Raw genomic sequence first — 19,885 nt, forward strand, 5'->3', positions numbered from 1 at the left:
GAGTTCAATTGCCGCTCGTTGAACCTCACGCGCCATGTCCGACATCCACGCAGTACCGCCGCACTCGATCCCCTCGCCCGATGCCGAAGCGACTGAAGCGCCCGTTCATCAGCATGGCGGCGCATCCGCCTTGCCAGACATGGGTGCGCCTCAGGGGCGGCCGCTAGTCGACGAAACGCTGCTGGGCAGGTTCAGCAACAAGCTCTCGCGTGCCGGCGCGCGGCTGCGCGCGAGCAAGTTCGATATCAGCACGGCGCTCTCGCAATCGAGCCAGCACGGCAAGCCATTTGCGCCGGCCGATTTCACCGCGAATGGCGCGCGCTATTCGGCCAAACCGGTGGTGACGTCGAACGCGGCCGGGACTCCGCTGGCCAGGAGCGAACGGGAAATGCGCCAGGCGCTTGGCAAGACCGCGCGCTCTTCGTCCTCCCCGGCGGCGAGCCTCGCTGCGGAGCATGCCAACGCAAACGCCGCAGCCACGATCCCGCTCGACGCGATGGCCGGCGCGGCCGCGCTGAGCGACTACGTGGGCCGTCAATTGCCGGGCCCTGACCACGACCTGCTCGCGCAGGGCGAGCTTGCGCATCGGCTGGCCGCGTTGAGCGGCCCGCATGCCGCCACACAGACGCAACGCGGCGCATTGCTCGCGCAAGCGTTACACGGCGCGCAGATCGGTGATGCGCACAGCGCCAACGCGGTGCTCGATGCACTCGAACAGCTCGACTTCGCGCAGATGCACACGGCCCGCTCGACCACGCCGGCCGAAGCCGGCGCATGGCGAGTCGCGCGCACGCTGGCGCGCACCGACGCCGGTTTCGACGCGCTGAACCAGTTGCGCCATCACGGACAGGCGCAGCCCGGCGATGGATCGACACAACTCGCCCAGCGGATGATGCTGCAAGCCGCCGACGCGCTCGATCCGCCTCTATACGGCGCAGGCCCGGCGCAGGACCCCGCACCCGCCGCGGTCGCCGCGCGCGCGGCGCCCGTGGCCGGCACGCTGACGCATGACACCCCGCTCGCGTGGCAGGCTTACGACGCAGCGTCCACACTGGCCACGCACGGCCGCGGCGCGCTGAGCGCGGACCAGAAAGGCGCGTTCTTCGCATGGCGTCAGAATTTTCGGGAAGACGGACGCGGCAGCGAGCTGTCACAGGCGCGCGAACGTCTGAACAAATTCTCAGCGAAGACGATCGACCGCGTCGGCGACAACCGTTGGAAGACGTTCTTGCCGCGGCTCGCCGGCAAACGCAACTCGCCATTGTCGGCACTGCGCTTCGGCACGCAAGGCGTGCCGCGCAAGACCATCGGCACCGAGCAGGGCAAGTTCGAAGAGGCCTTGCGTGAGTCTTTGCCGCCGCTGTGCGAGCGGCCCGAGATGCGCGCCGCGGCCGCGCTTTCGCACGCGCGCCCGGAACAGTCGATTGCCGAACTCGCGGCGCTGCATGTCTGGCTCGAAGCGGGCGGCTTTCCGAATGGAAAGCTCGACGCCGATCAGTTGCACGAGGTCACCGAACGCGCGCAACAGCTGTGCGCCGAATTGCAAGCCCGCGACGTCGGCTCGCCCGCCACGCTCGCGCGCCTGCAAAGCGAGACGACGCGCTGGGCCAACGCCGATCCGCATACGCTGGCGCGCAGCAAGCCGTTCCGGTCGATCGCGAAACAACCGTTCACTCTGGAGCGGCTCGCCGCGTGGGGCAAGGTCGCGAAGGTGCCTGCCGATTCGCCGTTCTGGGCCCACGTATCGAAGCTGAAGGACCAGGCGCGGCCGCCTGCGCCGGCCGCCGATGCGGACAGCGTCGCCGCGGTCCGGCAAACGCTGAAGGACGTGGCGCACGATCTGCAATCGAGCTCGCGTCTGCGTCTCACCGACGGCCGCCGTATCGGTGTGAGCACGCGCGGGTTGTCGGCGAATCTCAGCAAGGTGCTGCACACCGGCGGCGTGCCGATCGCACCACGTGTCGATCTGCGCGCGTCGAAGAGCCGTGAAGCGGTGGTCGAGTTGAGCCGTGGCACGCACGGCGTCGAGATGTTCGTCGGCACGGCGAAAACGCAGCTGCGGCATGCCGGGGTCGGCGTGCTGGTGGGCTACGACATGGACGTCGGCTTGACCCAGTTGCGCGCCGGACTGACCACCCAGGCCGTGCTGCACTCGCAGGAATTGTCTGAGCCGAGCGGCGTGTCGCTGCGTGTCGCACGTCGCGTCAATCCGAACGGCACCGGCTACGATGACAATGCAATGCGCGAAAAACTCGAAGGCATCATCGATCATGTCTTCGACGAAGCGACCCAGGCGCACGGCGCCAACTCGGGTGGCTCGCGCGGCACCTGGGCCCGGCTCGCCGAACGCTATTTCGATGATCCCGATGTGTCGATCAGTTGGACCGACACGGTGGCGCGCACCGTCAAACGTGGCGCGTCCGCCGATCTTGGCCTCTCCGTCAGCGTGCCGAAGACCGGTTCGCCGTTTCGCGCCGGCGCCAACGTCGGTATCGGTTACGAGAAAACCGCACGACAGACGCTCGATTCGAACGAGCGAAGCGGGCGCGTGCAGGTCGAGCAACATCGCGTCGGCGCCGGCTCGCGTCTGATCGGACGGCTGAGCGGGACCGTCAGCGCGACGCAGCCCGTCGGCGCGAAAGAGTCGAGCGTGGGCGTCGGCATCGTCTCGCTCGACGCGCCGTCCGCGACCATGACGTTCAACGACGACAGCCGGCTCGCCAAAGTGCAACTGGTTCGCGAAGACGGTTCGCTGATGCATCGCGCGTGCTTACTGGACACCGAATATTCGAGCGCCGAAACCTATACGCGTGCGCTCGATGCTAGCCGTGACCAGTGGGTCGATCTGTTCACCGAGCAGGTGAACGCCGAACAGGAAGGCGAACGACAGGAGGCGCGATTGAACGGCAGACCCGAGCCGCAGCAACCGCCGGCGCGCACGCTGGCGGAACAACGGCTCGACCGGCATCTTGGCGATGTGAAGGCGAACCGGCGACCGAACCAGACTTACTTTCACCGCTACCGATTGCGGCGTAGCGCGGCGAAACAACTCGACATGCTGGCGGCGATGTCGAAGCAATTGCCGCCGGGCGAGGCGGTTGCAGGACGTGCGGAGATCGATGAAAAGGTGAACGGCATTCTGAACGAGCCAGCTTCGTGGATGCCCATTGAGCTTAAGGTCAAGGAGCGCACCACCAGCACGCGAAGTCCCGGTTTGAATTTCGCGCTGCAGTTGAATACGCAAACGAGCGCGACGGGAGACCGTGAGTTGTTTGCTGAGAGTATTCCGTTTGCACTGGTGGATCGGCTGGATAGTTGAGGTGCCGATGGCTTGCTTTACGTTGCGCGAGCTCATGCGGCGCGGAGTCGCCTGGGGATCGTTTGACTGGTCGTTTGACTTTTTTAGGCGCCGGCCAATGAAAAAGCCGCAGTGCCTGACGGCACTGCGGCTTTGATCTTTGGTCGGGGCGAGAGGATTTGAACCTCCGACCACCTGCACCCCATGCAGGTACGCTACCAGGCTGCGCTACGCCCCGAACAGCACAAAATTATAACAGACACTTCATTCGATTAGAACCGCCTTCTGCTAACAAAGGCGATTAGTGGCTCAGCAAATCGATCACGTGCAGCAATTCTTTACGCAACTGCTCGACATCCACCGAGGCCGTGGCAGCACCCGTGGTTGCCGCGGGCAACGTTGCGCCCTCGCCTTCCTCGAATACACTGGCCGGCGCAGCGTGCGCGCCACCGCCATGTGACTCGAGCCGGTTGCGCGCCCCGTTGATCGTAAAGCCCTGCTCGTACAACAACTCACGAATCCGCCGGATCAACAGCACCTCATGATGCTGATAGTACCGGCGATTGCCCCGCCGCTTGACCGGCCTCAACTGCGTGAACTCCTGTTCCCAGTAGCGCAACACATGCGGTTTTACACCGCATAGTTCGCTGACCTCACCAATCGTGAAGTAGCGCTTCGCCGGAATCGGAGGCAAGACGACTTTTTCGATCGTCGCTGTCATCGTCAGTTAGCCGTCGTGGTGGGTTGCGCGGGAACGCGCTAATCGATCAGCGCGTGAAGCTCGCTTCAGCGCCGTTCTCGACCAGCGCTTTCAGCTTTTGACTTGCATGGAACGTCACAACGCGGCGCGCGGCGATCGGGATCGCCTCGCCGGTCTTCGGGTTTCTGCCGGGACGCTGAGGTTTGTCGCGCAACTGAAAGTTGCCGAACCCCGACAGCTTCACGCTGTCGCCGCTCTCCAACGCATCACGGATCACCTCGAAAAACGCTTCGACCATGTCTTTCGCTTCCCGCTTGTTGAGCCCGACATTGTCGAACAGCAACTCCGCGAGTTCCGCCTTGGTGAGTGTCGGCGTTTCAGCAGAAGCGACGGCGGGTGATGTCGGAATATCGCGAATCATGGCGCTGCGTTGCGCCGTAAGAAGGGCTTCGAAATCACTCGAGTTCATTTCATTCATATCTATCAAATGACGCGCCAAGCAGAAAACAATGGATGCGGAAACAGCCGTGCAATTGTTAAATGCGGGTTATCCGCGCAACCGTGCGCCATATACTCGAGCAAGACGTTCCACCAGAGTTTGAATAGCCAGATCGACCGTTTCATCCTGAAGGGTTCCGCCAGTATCTTGCAAGGTCACACGGAACGCAAGGCTTTTCTCGTGAGCAGCCAAGCCACCGGAAGTGTTTGATTTTGGACGGAATTCGTCGAAAAGCGCAACCTTCTGAACCGTCTTGCAGGCGGGCTCGGACTGAGCATTCTGTAGCTCGTCCAGCAGTGCCTGAACCTCGATTTTCTGATCGACAACCACGGCAATATCACGACGCACCGGCGGGAATTTAGACACTTCCGACGGAGTGGGCAATACGCGCTGCATTAACGCCTCTGCTTCGATTTCAAACAGAATCGGTGCATGCGGCAAATCATATTTCTGCATCCAGCGCGGATGCAATTCGCCAATCCAGCCGACTGCGCGGCCATTCAATTCAATACGCGCGCTGCGTCCCGGATGCAATGCCGGATGTTCCGCTTTGACGAAACGCGCGACCGCCGGCGCCAGCACGGCTTCCAGATCGCCCTTCACGTCGAAGTAATCGACCGTGCGCGTCGGTGCGCCCCACTGCTCGTCGAGCGCAGGACCGTACGCGAGGCCGCCGATCATCTTGGGCTGTGCAAAGCCTTCAACCGTCAGTTCACCGGCCTTGATCGACGGATCGTGCAGGAACACGCGGCCGGCTTCGAACACGCGGACGCGATCCGCCGCGCGACGGTTCAGGTTCGTGCGCAGCACGTGGATCAAGCTGCCGAAGAGCGTAGTGCGCATCACCGACAACTGGCTTGCAATCGGATTCAGCAGACGTACCGGCTTGTCATTACCGGCGAAGTCCTGCTCCCACTCGGCGTCGACGAAACTGAAGTTCACCGTCTCCGCGTAATCGCGGGCGGCGAGCGCGTGACGGATCACGTGGATCGACCGCTGCGTTTCGTTGGTCGCGCGCATTTCGCTGGTCGCGACCGGCGGACGCGCCGGAATTTTCTCGAAGCCGTAAATACGCGCGACTTCTTCGATCAGGTCTTCTTCGATCTCGATATCGAAACGGTACGACGGCGGCATCACCGAGAACGTATCTTCACCTTGCTCGAACGACAGGCCGAGGCGCGTGAAAATCTGCGCGATTTCGTCCGCGCCGATTTTGATGCCGATGATGCGATTCGCGCGCGAGACGCGCATTGTGACGGGCTCGCGCTTCGGCACGTTGACGATCTGATCATCGACCGGGCCGGCTTCGCCGCCGCAGATGTCGAGGATGAGTTGCGTGATGCGTTCGATATGATCGACGGTAGTCGCGTAGTCCACGCCGCGCTCGAAGCGATGGCCGGCGTCGGTCGAGAAATTGTATTTGCGCGAGCGACCGCGAATGCTGTCGGGCCACCAGAACGCGGCTTCGAGATAGATGTTGGTGGTGTCGAGCGTGACGGCGGTGCTGTCGCCGCCCATGATGCCCGCGAGACTTTCGATGTGCTGCTCGTCCGCGATCACGCCGACGGTTTCATCGAGCTCCACCGTGTTGCCGTTCAGCAGCTTGAGCGTTTCGCCCTTGCGGCCCCAACGTACATCCATGCCGCCGTGGATCTTGTCGAGGTCGAACACATGCGACGGACGGCCCAACTCGAGCATCACGTAGTTCGAGATATCCACGAGTGCGGAAATGCTGCGCTGACCCGAACGCTCGAGTCGCTCCACCATCCATTGCGGCGACTTGGCTCGGGCATTCACGCCCCGAATGACTCGCCCCGAGAAACGGCCGCACAGATCGGGCGCCGAGATTTTGACGGGGAGCGTCTCGTTGAGCTTGACTTCAACCGGTTTGATGACGAGCGGGCGCAGCGGCGCACCGGTAATCGCCGAGGTCTCGCGCGCCACGCCGAATACCGAGAGGCAATCCGCCTTGTTCGGCGTCAGCTTGATCTCAAAAACGGTGTCGTCGAGATTGAGGGTTTCACGGATGTCCTGGCCGATCGGCGTATCTTCCGGCAGGATCATCAGGCCGCTATGATCTTCCGAGAGCTTGAGTTCGCGTGCCGAGCACAGCATGCCCTGGCTTTCCACGCCGCGCAGCTTCGAGAGCTTGATCGCGAACGGCGCGCCGCCCTCTTCAGCGGGCGGCAGTTGCGCGCCGACCAGCGCGACCGGCACCTTGATGCCCGGCGCCACATTCGGCGCACCGCACACGATGTTCAGCGTCGCGCCCGTGCCGGCGTCGACCTGACACACGTTGAGCTTGTCCGCGTCCGGGTGTTTGACGACTTCCAGCACCCGGCCGACGACGATCTTCGAGGTCGGCGGCGCTGCCGGCCGCAGGTCTTCGACTTCGAGACCCGCCATCGTCAACGCGTGCGACAGTTCGTCGGTCGTCAGTTGCGGATCGACAAAGGTTCTCAGCCAGGATTCCGGGAATTGCATGGTTCTGTGTACGTTCTGATCAGGTTAGGTCCACGTCCGGCAGCAGCTGGCGTGACTCGGTGTTCTGAGATTCATCGGGCCCTGCCGGGGACGCTGTGGCGGCTTGCACTGCGTGCATTGCCGCGCTCTATGCTTGTCGCGTTCGACCGAGCGGTTCAGGCGAATTGCCGCAGGAAACGCAGGTCGTTTTCGAAGAACAGACGCAGGTCTTGCACGCCGTAACGCAACATGGTGAGCCGCTCGAGGCCGCTTCCGAAAGCAAAGCCGATGTAACGCTCCGGGTCGAGGCCCATGTTGCGGATCACCGTGGGGTGAACCTGGCCCGAGCCCGAAATTTCGAGCCACTTGCCGGCGTTCTTGCCCGTTTCGAACAACATGTCGATCTCGGCCGACGGTTCGGTGAACGGGAAATACGACGGACGGAAACGCACGAGAATATCGTCGCGCTCGAAGAATTTTTTGAGAAAGTCGGTGTAGACACCCTTCAGATCCGCGAAGCTGATGTTCTCGTCGATCCACAGGCCTTCGACCTGGTTGAACATGGGCGAATGCGTTGCGTCGCTGTCCACACGGTACGTGCGGCCCGGCACGATCACCTTGATAGGCGGCGTGTTGGTGCGCGCGTAGCGAACCTGCATCGGGCTGGTGTGCGTGCGCAACAGCAGTTGGCGGCCGTCGGCATCTTTGCCGTCGACGTAGAAGGTGTCCTGCATGGAACGCGCCGGATGATTTTCCGGGCTGTTCAGCGAGGTGAAGTTGTACCAGTCGGTTTCGATTTCGGGGCCGTCGGCCACGTCGAAGCCAATAGTACGGAAAATCTGTTCGACGCGCTCCCACGTGCGCATCACCGGGTGCAGACTGCCTGCGCCGGTGCCGCGGCCCGGCAGCGTGACGTCGATGGCTTCAGCGGCAAGGCGCTGATTCAGCAGCGCGTCGGCCAGCGCCTGACGGCGGGCCGTCAACGCGGCTTCCACTTGTTGCTTGACGAGGTTGATCCGTGCGCCTTCGGTCTTGCGCGTTTCGGGATCGAGTTTGCCAAGGCCCTTCAATAGCTCGGTCAGCGCACCCGATTTGCCGAGAAAGCGGGCTTTCTCGTTCTCGAGGGTGGTGACGTCGGAGGCTTCTGCGAAGGCTTTTTGCGCGTCGGCGACAATCTGGTCCAGATCCATTGATCCCATCATTTCAACGTCAGTGTTCTATCGAAGCAAATCCGGTTCTACCAACAAAAACGGGGCTCGGTGAGGAGCCCCGTTTTTGCTGCAGCGTCACCGAGACTACCGGATGTTCGCTGCAACGAACCACGCAGTTTAATTGCCCAAAGCGCAATCAGGCTGCAACGGCGGCTTTCACCTGCTGAACGATCGCAGCAAAAGCAGCCTTGTCGAACACAGCCATGTCGGCCAGCACCTTGCGGTCGAGTTCGATCGAAGCCTTCTTCAGGCCGTTGATGAACACGCTGTACGTCATGTCGTGCTGACGCACCGCCGCGTTGATACGCGTGATCCACAATGCACGGAACACACGCTTCTTGTTGCGGCGATCGCGGTAGGCGTATTGGCCTGCGCGCATGACCGCCTGCTTGGCGATGCGATAGACGTTATTGCGACGGCCGCGGTAACCCTTGGCCAGCTTGATGATCTTCTTGTGACGGGCCCGTGCGGTAACCCCACGTTTTACTCGAGGCATGTTTCGCTCCTATGAGTTTCGGTTAAGGGTTAAGCGAACGGCAGCATTGCGCGCACGGAGTTCAGATCGGAATCATGAACTGCCGTCGAACCGCGCAGATGGCGTTTGTTCTTGGTGGTCTTCTTGGTAAGAATGTGGCGCTTGAAGGCTTGACCGCGCTTGACGGTACCGCCCGGACGCACCACGAAGCGCTTTGCAGCACTCTTCTTGGTCTTCATCTTCGGCATGACAACTCCATTATTAGATGGATATGGGTGTGCGGTCGGCCAGTTGGCCATTACCCGCCCTTCGAAACCCACTCCACTTGGTATGCAGACCGCCTGAACAGCCGGCAGCCGCTTTTCAGGAAGCGGCGTGCATTGATTTGCACACGCGCCGTTCCGAAACCTGCCGATACCGCACCGGACACCCGGTGCCGCACCGTTTAAATCTTTCACAACCGAAGCGCACGCCACATGGCGTGCCGCTGCTTCAGCCGGTTACTTCTTTTTCTTCGGAGCGAGCACCATGATCATCTGGCGCCCTTCCATTTTCGGCATCTGCTCGACCTGACCGACTTCGTCGAGGTCCGTGCGCAGGCGCTCGAGCATGCGCATACCGATTTCCTGGTGAGCCATTTCGCGGCCACGGAAACGCAACGTGATTTTCGTCTTGTCGCCGTCGTCGAGGAAGCGGATGAGGTTGCGCAGCTTGACGTTGTAATCGCCGTCGTCCGTGCCCGGGCGGAATTTAACTTCCTTGACCTGGACGATCTTCTGCTTCAGCTTGGCCTCGTGTTGCTTCTTCGCTTCCGAGTACTTGAACTTGCCGTAGTCCATCAAGCGGCAAACCGGCGGGACCGCTTGCGGAGCGATTTCGACCAGATCCACGTCTTGCTGTTCCGACATGCGGAACGCATCGGCGAGTTTCACGATGCCGAGCGGTTCGTTCTCGACGCCGACCAGACGCACCTCGGGTGCCGTAATTTCACCGTTGATGCGGTGCGCAGACTTATCAGTAGCGATGTTACGTTTCCTCTAAAAATTAAAAAAACGAGCCGGGCTGCCAAGTGGCTCAGTTGAACGACTGCACGTCCTGGCGCAGACGCTCAATGAAGGTGTCGAGGGGCATCACGCCCATATCGACACCACCACGGGCACGCACGGCTACCGTTTGGGCTTCACGCTCTTTGTCGCCGACCACAAGCAGGTACGGCACCTTTTCCAGCGTGTGCTCGCGTATTTTATAGCTAATCTTCTCGTTGCGCAAATCGGCCTCCACTCTAACCCCTTGTTTTTGCAACGATTGGGCTAGAGCTTGCGCATATTCGGTCTGACTTTCGGCGATATTCATCACCACGACCTGCATTGGCGCAAGCCAGGCAGGCATTGCCCCAGCATGGTGCTCGATCAGGATACCGAGGAAACGCTCCATTGATCCGACGATTGCCCGGTGCAGCATGATCGGACGGCGGCGGCTGTTGTCTTCGGCAACGTATTCCGCACCCAGACGCTCCGGCAGAACCATATCGAGCTGCAGCGTGCCGCATTGCCACGAACGGCCGAGCGCGTCCTTGATGTGATATTCGACCTTCGGGCCGTAGAACGCGCCCTCGCCGGGCAATTCTTCCCACGTTACGCCGCAGGCCGTCAGCGCTTCGCGCAAACCCTGCTCCGCACGATCCCATGTCTCGTCCGTGCCAGCGCGCGCGTCCGGGCGCAGCGACAACTTGATCTCGACATTGTCGAAGCCAAAGTCTTTGTAGACGCTCATTGCCAGCGTATTGAACGCGATCGATTCGCTGATGAACTGGTCTTCGGTACAGAAAATGTGTGCGTCGTCCTGCACGAAACCGCGCACGCGCATCAGACCATGCAGCGCACCCGACGATTCATTGCGATGGCACGAGCCGAATTCCGCGTAACGCAGCGGCAGATCGCGATACGAACGCAGACCGTGGTTGAACACCTGCACGTGACCCGGGCAGTTCATCGGCTTGATTGCGTAGTCACGCTTCTCAGATTCCGTCGTGAACATGTTTTCACGATAGTTCTGCCAGTGGCCCGACGCCTCCCAGAGCGAGCGGTCCATGATCATCGGCGTCTTGATTTCGAGGTAGCCCGCGTCGTTCACGCGACGGCGCATGTACTGCTCGACCTGCTGCCACAACGTCCAGCCGCGCGGATGCCAGAACACCATGCCCGGCGACTCGTCCTGCATGTGGAACAGATCGAGTTGTTTGCCGAGCTTGCGGTGGTCGCGCTTTTCCGCCTCTTCGAGCATGTGCAGATACGCTTCCTGATCTTCCTTCTTCGTCCAGGCCGTACCGTAGATCCGCTGCAACTGTTCGTTCTTCGAATCGCCGCGCCAGTAGGCGCCCGCCACCTTCATCAGCTTGAAAACTTTCAACTTGCCGGTGGACGGCACGTGCGGGCCGCGGCACAGATCCGTGAAGCCGCCATGCGAGTACAGCTTGATTTCGTCGGTAGCGGGAATCGATTCGATGATCTCAGCCTTGTACTTTTCGCCGATGCTCTTGAAGTAGTCCACCGCTTCGTCGCGCGACACCGCGCGGCGCGAAACCGGCTCGTCTTTCTTCGCGAGTTCCTGCATGCGCTTTTCGATCTTCTCGAGATCTTCCGGCGTGAAGGGGCGGTTGTACGCGAAGTCGTAGTAAAAGCCGTTGTCGATCACCGGACCGATCGTGACCTGCGCTTCCGGGTACAGATCCTTCACCGCGTACGCGAGCAAATGCGCCGCGGAGTGACGGATGATATCGAGTCCGTCTGCGTCTTTCTCGGTGACGATGGCGAGCGCCACGTCGTGATCGATCAGCGCGGACGTATCGACCAACTCACCGTCGATCTTGCCGCCGAGCGCGGCCTTCGCGAGGCCGGGGCCGATCGAGGCGGCCACTTCGGCGACGGTCACCGGATGCTCGTACTGTCGAACAGAACCGTCAGGCAGACGTATCGAAACCATTGCGTTCTCCGTGGTGCCGACCGGCGGCGGCACATACAACCAGGTGAAAAAGCCCAAAAAAAATGCGGCCCCGCTTTCGAGGGGCCGCATTCACATTTCCTACAAACTACATTGGCGAAAGTGGTCCTCGACTAGCGTCGCTCCGAAGTGGTTTCGGTCAACGTTCGCGGTGTCATAACCGTATTCGCCTTTTGCGCCAAAGGCGCTTACTGCAGCTTGCGAAACCCCGGCAAAACCGGAATTTCTCTTTCGTTGGTAGGCTCGATTGGACTCGAACCAACGACCCCCACCATGTCAAGGTGGTGCTCTAACCAGCTGAGCTACGAGCCTGAAGAAACGAGATTATATGGAGCCCCACACCGCTTGGCAAGTACTTTTATGCGCCGACTTTAAATATTGACTCGCGAATTCGTGCGCGCCCACGGAATACCCCCTCCAAGATGCACCGTCTCGAACATGTATCAACTCTTGCGCGATGCGCGCACCACACCCGTCACTTCACCGAGCAGCGTACAGGCGCGCTGAATCTGTGCGGCGCTCGACACCTCGACGGTGAATTGCATGAACGCAGCGTTACGGCGCGTCTGCGTCTTCACGCCGATCACGTTCATCTTTTCGCGCGCGAACACTTCGGAAATATCGCGCAGCAAGCCCTGCCGATCCGTCGCGTCGATCGAAAGATCGACCGGATAGACCGACTGGCCGCGCCCACTCATCACCTCGGCCGACCACGCCGTTTGCAACACCCGCTCGGGCGCGCGCTCGGCCATGCGCAGGAACGTCGCGCAATCGCTGCGGTGAATCGACATGCCCTTGCCGCGCGTGACGAAGCCGCAGATATCGTCGGGCGGAGCCGGCCGGCAACAGCGCGCGAGTTGCGTGAGCAACGCGTCGACACCGACCACCAGCACGCCGGTGGACGCGCCGCGCGCCACGCTCGCGCCACTACTGCGCTTTTCGAATTGCTCGGGCGCCTCGACCACGGGTTCCGGCGGAGGCGCATCGTGCAGCGCCTGCTCGACGAGCCGCAAACTGAATTCTTCTTTGCCCACCACCGAGAACAGGTCGTCGGTGGTCTTGAAACCAAGCTTGGCCGCGAGCTGATCGAGATTGACCGACGTTTTGCCCTCGCGCTGCAAGGTCTTTTCGACCATCGCCCGGCCGCTCGCGATGTGCTCCTGGACTTCCACCGCGTTGAACCACGCACGCACTTTTTGCCGCGCGCGCGGACTTTGCAGATAGCCGAGTTGCGGGTTCAGCCAGTCGCGCGACGGACCGCCCTCCTTGACCGCAACGATCTCGACCGTCTGACCGTTCTGCAGGGGCGTGTTGAGCGGCACCATCGCGCCATCCACGCGTGCGCCACGGCAGCGATGCCCCAGTTCGCTATGCAGGTGATACGCGAAGTCGACGGGCGTTGCGCCGTGCGGCAACGGAATCACCCGCGCCTGAGGCGTCAGCACGTAGATGTGGTCGTCGTCGAGCGTGGCCTGACGCAGTTGCTCCCACGGCTGCGCCGCGCGCTTCTCGCCGTGCTCGCCCTCGGAGACTTCGTCTTTCCACGCGAGCAATTGGCGCAGCCATGCAATCTTCTCGTCGTACTTCTCGTTGGCGGCGAACTGGCCGGCGTATCCGCGCGTGCCCGCTTCCTTGTAACGCCAGTGCGCGGCCACGCCGTATTCGGCGAACTGATGCATTTCCTGCGTACGTATCTGCACTTCGAACGCGCGACCGTCGTCGCCGATCACGACCGTGTGCAGCGACTTGTAGCCGTTCGGCTTCGGCCGCGAGATGTAATCGTCGAACTCTTTGGGCACCGGTTGCCACAGGTTGTGCACGATGCCGAGCACCGTGTAGCAATCCTTGATGTCCGGCACGATCACGCGAAATGCGCGCACGTCGTACAGCTCGGCGAAGTCCAGTTCCTTGCCGCGCATCTTGCGCCAGATGCTGTAGATGTGTTTCGGCCTGCCGCTCACCTCTGCGCGAATATGCGCGGCGGCCAATTCCCTTTGCAGGCGTTCGATAGCCTGCGCGACATAGCTTTCGCGTTCGACGCGTTTTTCGTCGAGCAGCTTGGCGATGCGCTTATAGGTAACCGGCTCTTCGAAGCGCAGCGCGAGGTCCTCGAGCTCCCACTTCAGTTGCCAGATGCCCAGACGGTTGGCGAGCGGCGCATAGATATCGAGCGTCTCGCGCGCCACGTCCGGCGAGGGGGTGATCTTCGCCGCCGCGTAATAGCGCAACGATTGCAGGCGCGATGCAAGCCGGATCAGCACCACCCGAATATCCTGCGCGAACGCGAGCAGCATCTTGCGCAGCGCCTCGACCTGCGCGCGCCGTGCGGCCTGGGCGTCGCGCCCGGCTTCGGGCATGGCATTCTGAGCGGCGCGCAAGCTCACCGTGCCAAGGCGCAGCAGCTTGCGCACGTCGCCGACCAGTTGCGCGACTTCTTCGCCGAAGTTGTCGGCGATCACGCGCTCCGGGTCTTGCAGATGCGGCGTCAGCGCAAACAGAGCCGCCGCCAGCACCGCCGGCGGATCGACATTGAGCTTGCGCATGATCGACGCCGTACCCGCCGCGTGATCCGCCAGCATTTCGCCCGATGAGAGCCGCACCTCGCCCGCATGTTCACGCACGAACGCCATCGCCTCGTCGAAAGAAGGGAGAGGGTTCGGTGTGCTCGTAACGATTTCGGTATTCATGGTGCGATGGCCCACCGGGCCAAACGAATCAACGGAATTTCAACAACACATAGCGGATTAGCTACGCTGCGCAGCAACCGCGACGACTTCGACGAGGCACTTCGGATTGGCGAGCTTCGCTTCGACCGTAGCGCGCGGCGGCGTGGCGCCTTGTGCGACCCACTCGTCCCACACGGCGTTCATGCCGGCAAAATGCGCCATGTCCGAGATGAAGATCTGCACCGACAGCAAATGCGACTTGTCGCTGTTCACTTCGCCCAGCAAACGGTCGATGTGGCCAAGCACTTCGCGCGTCTGGCCCGTGATGTCCTGATCCGCGTCTTCGGCGATCTGACCCGCGAGGTACACCGTACCGTTGTGAACGGCGATTTCCGAGAGGCGCTTGCCGACGTGGTGACGAATGACTGCCATGTAGGATCCTGAAGTTGGTTGAAAGTTGATCGGAGATGCGTTCCGCATCGCGCCCCGTCTGGGAGCGCCGGGCGGAACTGCATATTATGACGCGTCAGCGGCCGGTCCGATAAAGAACTGCCTCGCAATGTCGATCTGATCGGCCGACAGGAACGCCGGCGCATGCCCGACGCCCGCAATCTCCGCGCTCGATACGGCGCGTCCGGTCTCGACCATCTTCGCGACGGTTTCACGCGAGAGCAAATCAGATTGCTCGCCGCGCACCACCAGCACGGGCCCCTGGAAAGCGGCCAGCGAATGCCAGAGCGCGGCCTCGCCGAGTTTGGCGGCTTCCTCGGTGGTCGCGGTGAAGGGCTGCGCGATACGCGGGTCGTAACGGAACAGCCACTTGCCGTCCTGTTCGTGCAGAAGCGGCGTGTTGATCTCGCGCCATTCTTCCGGCGTGAGCGGGCCGAAAGTCTGCGCGAGCAACGCGGCGTAGTCGATGCCTTGCTGCAGCGTTTCGAACAGCACGGGCTTGCCGAGATAGTCGCCGATGCGCTTCACCGCAGCTGGCTCCAGATGCGGACCGACGTCGTTCAACAGCATCTTGCGAATCGGCGTTTCCGGCAGGCCGGCCAGCGCGAGTCCGATCAGGCCGCCCATCGAGGTGCCGAACCAATCGACCGTTTCGACATTCAGGCGCGCGATCAACGTGACCATGTCGGCGACGTATTGCGGCACGACATAGAAGTTGGGGTTGGCGAGCCACGATGACAAGCCCCGCCCGGCGACATCCGGACAAACCACGCGGTAAGTGCCGGCAAACTCTTCGGCCAGGCGGTCGAAATCGCGCCCTGAACGGGTCAGGCCGTGTACGCACAGCAGCACCCGCGGATTGGCCGGGTCGCCCCACTCCGTATAGGCGATGCGGTGCAAGCCGCCGGCGCTCGCGCACTGCACATAGCGTTGACGCGGCGCGGGCCGCCCGGCGGTGGAAACGGACGTGGTTGCGGTCATCTGGGTTCCTTGCAAAAGCGCTGCGGGTTCGGCCTGGGCGTAGCAGGATCGATAAGCATCCAATCTTCAAACGATTGTAAACCGCTTTGCCGCGCGGCAAGAGTCGGCCGGACGGCATAGGACAACTCAGAGCGGCTACGGGCCAGACAAACAAAAGCGGGCGAGACTCACGCCTCGCCCGCCTGGGAACCACCTTGCCGCCTCCTGCCGCGAGGGCAAGCCCAACGGCCTATCCAACAGCTGCAGACCGCTTCAGAGGGCCTGACAACAGCCAGCCTTTCAGCTCACCGCGCTTACATCGAGCGGCGCACCCGTCTTCGCCTTGATTTCCTCGACGCTCACGCCCGGCGCCAGCTCCGTCACCTTCAGACCGTCTTCCGTGATTTCGATCACGCCGAGGTCGGTGATGATCTGATCGACCACACCCACGCCCGTGAGCGGCAGCGTGCATTCTTCGAGAATCTTGTGCTGGTCGCCCTTCGCGACGTGCTCCATCAGCACGACCACGCGCTTGACGCCCGCGACCAGATCCATCGCGCCGCCCATGCCCTTGATCATCTTGCCCGGGATCATCCAGTTGGCCAGATCGCCCTTCTTGCTGATCTGCATCGCGCCCAGAATCGCCAGGTTGATGTGGCCGCCGCGAATCATCGCGAACGAATCCGCCGACGAGAAAATCGACGAGCCCGGCAGCGTGGTCACCGTCTGCTTGCCGGCGTTGATGAGGTCGGCGTCCACTTCCTCTTCGGTCGGCGACGGGCCGATGCCGAGCAGGCCGTTTTCCGACTGCAGCCACACTTCGACGCCCGCCGGCACGTGATTGGCCACCAGCGTCGGCAAGCCGATGCCGAGGTTCACATAGAAGCCGTCCTGCAATTCCTTCGCCGCGCGCGCGGCCATTTCGTCACGAGTCCATGCCATGATCAGTCTCCTTTCGCGCGGACGACGCGTTGTTCGATGCGTTTTTCCGGATGCGCATTGAGCACGATGCGCTGCACGAAGATGCCTGGCGTATGGATCGCGTCCGGATCGAGTTCGCCCACTTCGACGATTTCTTCGACTTCCGCGACGGTGATCTTGCCGGCCATCGCGCACATCGGGTTGAAGTTGCGCGCGGTGCGGCGGTAGATCAGGTTGCCCGACTTGTCGGCTTTCCACGCCTTGACCAGCGCGACGTCGGCCGTCAGCGAGTGTTCTAGCACGTAGTGGTTTTCGCCGAACTGGCGGGTTTCCTTGCCTTCGGCGATCAGCGTGCCGTAGCCGGTATTGGTGAAGAACGCCGGAATGCCCGAACCGCCCGCGCGCAGCTTCTCGGCGAGCGTGCCTTGCGGCGTGAATTCGAGCTCGAGTTCGCCGGCCAGATACTGGCGTTCGAACTCCTTGTTCTCGCCGACATACGACGAGATCATCTTCTTGACCTGACGCGTTTCGAGCAGCAGACCGAGGCCGAAACCGTCGACGCCCGCGTTGTTGCTGATGCAGGTGATGCCCTGCACCTTCGAATCGCGCAGCGCGCCGATCAGCGCCTCAGGAATGCCGCACAGCCCAAAGCCGCCGACGGCAAACGTCTGCCCGTCCTTGACGATGTCTTTCAGCGCCTCGGCGGCGCCTGGATAGACTTTGTTCATCAGTTTGTCCCTTCCTTTATGGAAACCCGAATCCGGATCTTTACAGCCCGTATGACGTTCCGCGGGCTCGAGCCCGACACGTCATTCTAGTCATCCCCGGCGGCCTGTGCGGTCAGGTTTCCCTGCGCGCCGCGCAAACGCCCGCCGCGGACGGCTTGGCCGCGTTATCGTGTGGTCGAAAGAGTACGCTGCGCGCGCCATGCGGCACAATACGCAAAAATACATAAGTACTTGCCGCCAGCCCATGCCCGCACTGGATTACCAAACCGCGTTCCACCTCGCTCCGATCGGACTCGTGCTGTCGCGCGAACGGACTATCGAAGACTGCAATGACGAACTCGCGTCGATTTTCGGCTGCACGCGCGAGTCGCTGCTCGGCCAGTCGTTCCAGGTGCTGTATCCGTCCACAGATGAATTCGAGCGGATCGGCGCGCGGATTCCGCCGATCATGACTGCACAAGGCAGTTACGCGGACGACCGCATCATGAAGCGGGCCAACGGCGAACTGTTCTGGTGCCACGTGACGGGCCGCGCGCAGGAACGCGCCGACGCGCACGCCGCGGGTGTCTGGACCTTCGAGGACTTGAGCGCGACGCGGCGCGTGGCGGTCGAACTGACACCGCGCGAGCGCGAAATCGCCGCGCAGCTGGTGACGGGGAAAACCAGCAAGCAGATCGGCCGCGTGCTGGATATCAGCCCGCGCACGGTGGATGTCTACCGGGCGCGGCTGATGCGTAAATACGATACGGGTAACGCGACGGAGCTATTGCAGCGCCTGCTCGGACATTGAAAAGAGGCGCTGACGGATGCGCGCCGGGATTCGCGCTATCGCCGCTCAGGCCGCCTTGACCAAAACAGCGCGCTCGATGGTCGCGCGCAGCAGATCAGGCACGGGCACCGACTTGCCGGCCGCATAATCGATCCATACGCAGCGCGCTGCGCCGCGGGCATACACGGTGTTCGGGTCATCCGCTCGCACGAGTTCAAACCCCGTGTCGAAACTGCTGCGGCCGGGCGTGGCCACCGTCATCCGGCCGATCACGTCGCCCGGATAATGCAGTTGCTTGAGAAACTCCATCGATGCATTGACGATCACCGGCCCCTGTCCGTCGGCATTGCTGCCGGCCAGACCCAACTGCTCGAACCAGGAAATCCGCACCTGCTCCATGTAGCGGAAATAGACCGTGTTGTTCACATGGCCGAAGGCGTCCATGTCGCCCCAGCGGATCGGCATCGACATCTCAAAAACAGCGTGAAAATCGCTCATCGCACTTCTTTATCGGGTTGAAACGAGGTTGAAGCCGGTACGCAGGCCGGCACAGAGAGAAACAGCAACATAGCGTGCGCGCTCATGAGGCGCCAAGGCCAGAGCGCGTAAAACAGTTTCTTCGAACGGGCGCTAATCCGGCCCGCGCGGCTCGACATACGGGGGCCGGCAGCGCCGGTTTGCGCTCAGGAGAGCCCGAATCCGTCATCGGCCGCAATCACCGAGCCATTGATGAACTGCGATTCGTCGGCCGCCAGCAGCAGCAGGAGCCCGTCCAGGTCGTCCGGCTTGCCGACGCGATGGCGCGGCAGCATCGACACGAGCTTTTGCCCTTGCTCCGTCGACCAGTGATGGTGGTTGATCTCGGTGTCGATATAGCCGGGACAGATCGCGTTCACGTTGATGCCGTGCTTGCCCCACTCCAGCGCCATGGCTTTGGTCATATGCACGACGGCCGCCTTGCTGATCGCGTACAGGCCGATCTGCGGCAATACGCGCAAGCCCGCCATAGACGCGATATTGATGATCCGGTACGACGGCTTCTGCGCGCTGTTGCCGCGCATGATCATGCGTTTGGCGACTTCCTGCGCGACGAAAAACGCGCCGCGTGTGTTGGTATCGAACACGTACTCGAAGTCGGCGGGCGTGACCTCGGAGAGCTTTTGCGTGGTGGACACGCCCGAATTGTTCACCAGGATGTCGATCGTGCCAGCCTCGGTTTCCGCATGCGCGACGGCCGACTTGATGCTCTGATAATCGGTCACGTCGAGCGACACGACGTGGGCCGCGCCGCCGGACGCCTCGATCTCGGCGCGCAATTCCTTCAGACGCTCGGTTCGCCGGCTCGCCAGCACGACCTTGGCGCCCGCTTGCGACAACACTTGAGCAAAGCGCTTTCCCAACCCGCTCGAGGCGCCGGTGATCAGCGCAACCTTGCCTTCCAGATTAATCGAACGGCCCATTGTCGTTCCTTGTTCGGTTGTTATTACAGATGCGGTTGACAGGTGCGGTAAGACCGTCAAAAGCAGGCCGATACCGTATCACGTAAATAGAACGATCGTGCTAATGTCTGCTCATCTGGTTGCAGTGCGGGAGTGCATCGCCCACAATACGAACCCGAAAAAAGCATTCTAACGGTAAGAGGAGCATCAATGACCCCCGCAAGTCTCATTGAGCAGTACGGCCCGCGCGAGTCGATGGAATACGACGTCGTGATCGTCGGCGGCGGCCCGGCCGGCCTGTCCGCG

17 protein-coding genes and 2 tRNA genes are annotated in these 19,885 nt (G+C 61.9%); 2 read left to right on the top strand and 17 right to left on the bottom strand.

The window, feature by feature from the left end; all coding sequences use genetic code 11:
* Window positions 1-34: 34 nt before the first annotated feature.
* Window positions 35-3,319, top strand: a complete 3,285-nt coding sequence (locus tag P0D68_RS34795) for an autotransporter (RefSeq protein ID WP_408300448.1) — start codon at window positions 35-37, stop codon at window positions 3,317-3,319.
* A gap of 140 nt (window positions 3,320-3,459) precedes the next feature.
* Here the strand turns inward: P0D68_RS34795 and P0D68_RS34800 are convergent.
* From P0D68_RS34800 to P0D68_RS34870, 15 genes are all read right to left on the bottom strand, one after another.
* Window positions 3,460-3,536, bottom strand: a tRNA-Pro gene (locus P0D68_RS34800).
* Between the two features lie 63 nt (window positions 3,537-3,599).
* Entirely contained in the window at window positions 3,600-4,019 is a 420-nt protein-coding gene (locus P0D68_RS34805; protein ID WP_091792688.1) for a MerR family transcriptional regulator, read from the bottom strand.
* A 46-nt stretch (window positions 4,020-4,065) separates the two neighbouring features.
* Window positions 4,066-4,476: an integration host factor subunit alpha gene (locus P0D68_RS34810; RefSeq protein ID WP_091792687.1), complete on the bottom strand. Its 411-nt coding sequence runs from the start codon at window positions 4,474-4,476 to the stop codon at window positions 4,066-4,068.
* A 69-nt stretch (window positions 4,477-4,545) separates the two neighbouring features.
* Entirely contained in the window at window positions 4,546-6,981 is a 2,436-nt protein-coding gene (gene pheT, locus P0D68_RS34815; RefSeq protein WP_408185792.1) for a phenylalanine--tRNA ligase subunit beta, read from the bottom strand.
* A gap of 155 nt (window positions 6,982-7,136) precedes the next feature.
* Window positions 7,137-8,150 (bottom strand): phenylalanine--tRNA ligase subunit alpha, encoded by a 1,014-nt coding sequence (gene pheS / locus P0D68_RS34820; protein WP_007181117.1) that lies wholly within the window; start codon window positions 8,148-8,150, stop codon window positions 7,137-7,139.
* 157 nt (window positions 8,151-8,307) lie between these two features.
* Window positions 8,308-8,667, bottom strand: a complete 360-nt coding sequence (gene rplT / locus P0D68_RS34825; protein ID WP_006052502.1) for a 50S ribosomal protein L20 — start codon at window positions 8,665-8,667, stop codon at window positions 8,308-8,310.
* A 29-nt stretch (window positions 8,668-8,696) separates the two neighbouring features.
* Entirely contained in the window at window positions 8,697-8,894 is a 198-nt protein-coding gene (gene rpmI / locus P0D68_RS34830) for a 50S ribosomal protein L35 (protein ID WP_006052501.1), read from the bottom strand.
* Window positions 8,895-9,146: 252 nt separating this feature from the next.
* Window positions 9,147-9,671, bottom strand: a complete 525-nt coding sequence (gene infC, locus P0D68_RS34835) for a translation initiation factor IF-3 (RefSeq protein WP_074263967.1) — start codon at window positions 9,669-9,671, stop codon at window positions 9,147-9,149.
* A gap of 49 nt (window positions 9,672-9,720) precedes the next feature.
* Window positions 9,721-11,628 carry a threonine--tRNA ligase gene (gene thrS, locus P0D68_RS34840; RefSeq protein ID WP_408468823.1) on the bottom strand — a complete coding sequence of 636 codons (1,908 nt, stop codon included), beginning with the start codon at window positions 11,626-11,628 and terminating at the stop codon, window positions 9,721-9,723.
* A 253-nt stretch (window positions 11,629-11,881) separates the two neighbouring features.
* Window positions 11,882-11,958: transfer RNA gene (locus P0D68_RS34845), tRNA-Val, on the bottom strand.
* Between the two features lie 131 nt (window positions 11,959-12,089).
* Window positions 12,090-14,333, bottom strand: a complete 2,244-nt coding sequence (locus tag P0D68_RS34850; RefSeq protein ID WP_408185791.1) for a RelA/SpoT family protein — start codon at window positions 14,331-14,333, stop codon at window positions 12,090-12,092.
* 57 nt (window positions 14,334-14,390) lie between these two features.
* Complete coding sequence (locus P0D68_RS34855; RefSeq protein WP_091792683.1) at window positions 14,391-14,744, bottom strand: RidA family protein; 354 nt, start codon at window positions 14,742-14,744, stop codon at window positions 14,391-14,393.
* 84 nt (window positions 14,745-14,828) lie between these two features.
* Window positions 14,829-15,743: an alpha/beta fold hydrolase gene (locus P0D68_RS34860; RefSeq protein ID WP_408300442.1), complete on the bottom strand. Its 915-nt coding sequence runs from the start codon at window positions 15,741-15,743 to the stop codon at window positions 14,829-14,831.
* Window positions 15,744-16,022: 279 nt separating this feature from the next.
* Window positions 16,023-16,664 (bottom strand): CoA transferase subunit B, encoded by a 642-nt coding sequence (locus P0D68_RS34865; RefSeq protein ID WP_007181111.1) that lies wholly within the window; start codon window positions 16,662-16,664, stop codon window positions 16,023-16,025.
* Between the two features lie 2 nt (window positions 16,665-16,666).
* Window positions 16,667-17,371, bottom strand: a complete 705-nt coding sequence (locus tag P0D68_RS34870; RefSeq protein ID WP_028200192.1) for a CoA transferase subunit A — start codon at window positions 17,369-17,371, stop codon at window positions 16,667-16,669.
* Between the two features lie 244 nt (window positions 17,372-17,615).
* On the opposite strand from P0D68_RS34870, the gene P0D68_RS34875 reads away from it, so the two are divergent.
* A complete protein-coding gene (locus P0D68_RS34875; RefSeq protein ID WP_408185789.1) occupies window positions 17,616-18,161 on the top strand; it encodes a LuxR C-terminal-related transcriptional regulator in 546 nt (181 codons plus the stop codon).
* A gap of 45 nt (window positions 18,162-18,206) precedes the next feature.
* Here the strand turns inward: P0D68_RS34875 and P0D68_RS34880 are convergent, their stop codons facing one another.
* Both P0D68_RS34880 and P0D68_RS34885 read right to left on the bottom strand, forming a co-directional pair.
* Window positions 18,207-18,638, bottom strand: coding sequence for an acyl-CoA thioesterase (locus tag P0D68_RS34880; RefSeq protein ID WP_091792679.1), 432 nt, complete (start codon window positions 18,636-18,638; stop codon window positions 18,207-18,209).
* Window positions 18,639-18,823: 185 nt separating this feature from the next.
* On the bottom strand, window positions 18,824-19,600 hold the full coding sequence (locus tag P0D68_RS34885; RefSeq protein ID WP_091792678.1) for an SDR family oxidoreductase: 777 nt from the start codon (window positions 19,598-19,600) through the stop codon (window positions 18,824-18,826).
* Window positions 19,601-19,885 lie beyond the last annotated feature (285 nt).

Source organism: Paraburkholderia sp. RL17-380-BIE-A, assembly GCF_046028085.1.
Classification (GTDB): domain Bacteria; phylum Pseudomonadota; class Gammaproteobacteria; order Burkholderiales; family Burkholderiaceae; genus Paraburkholderia.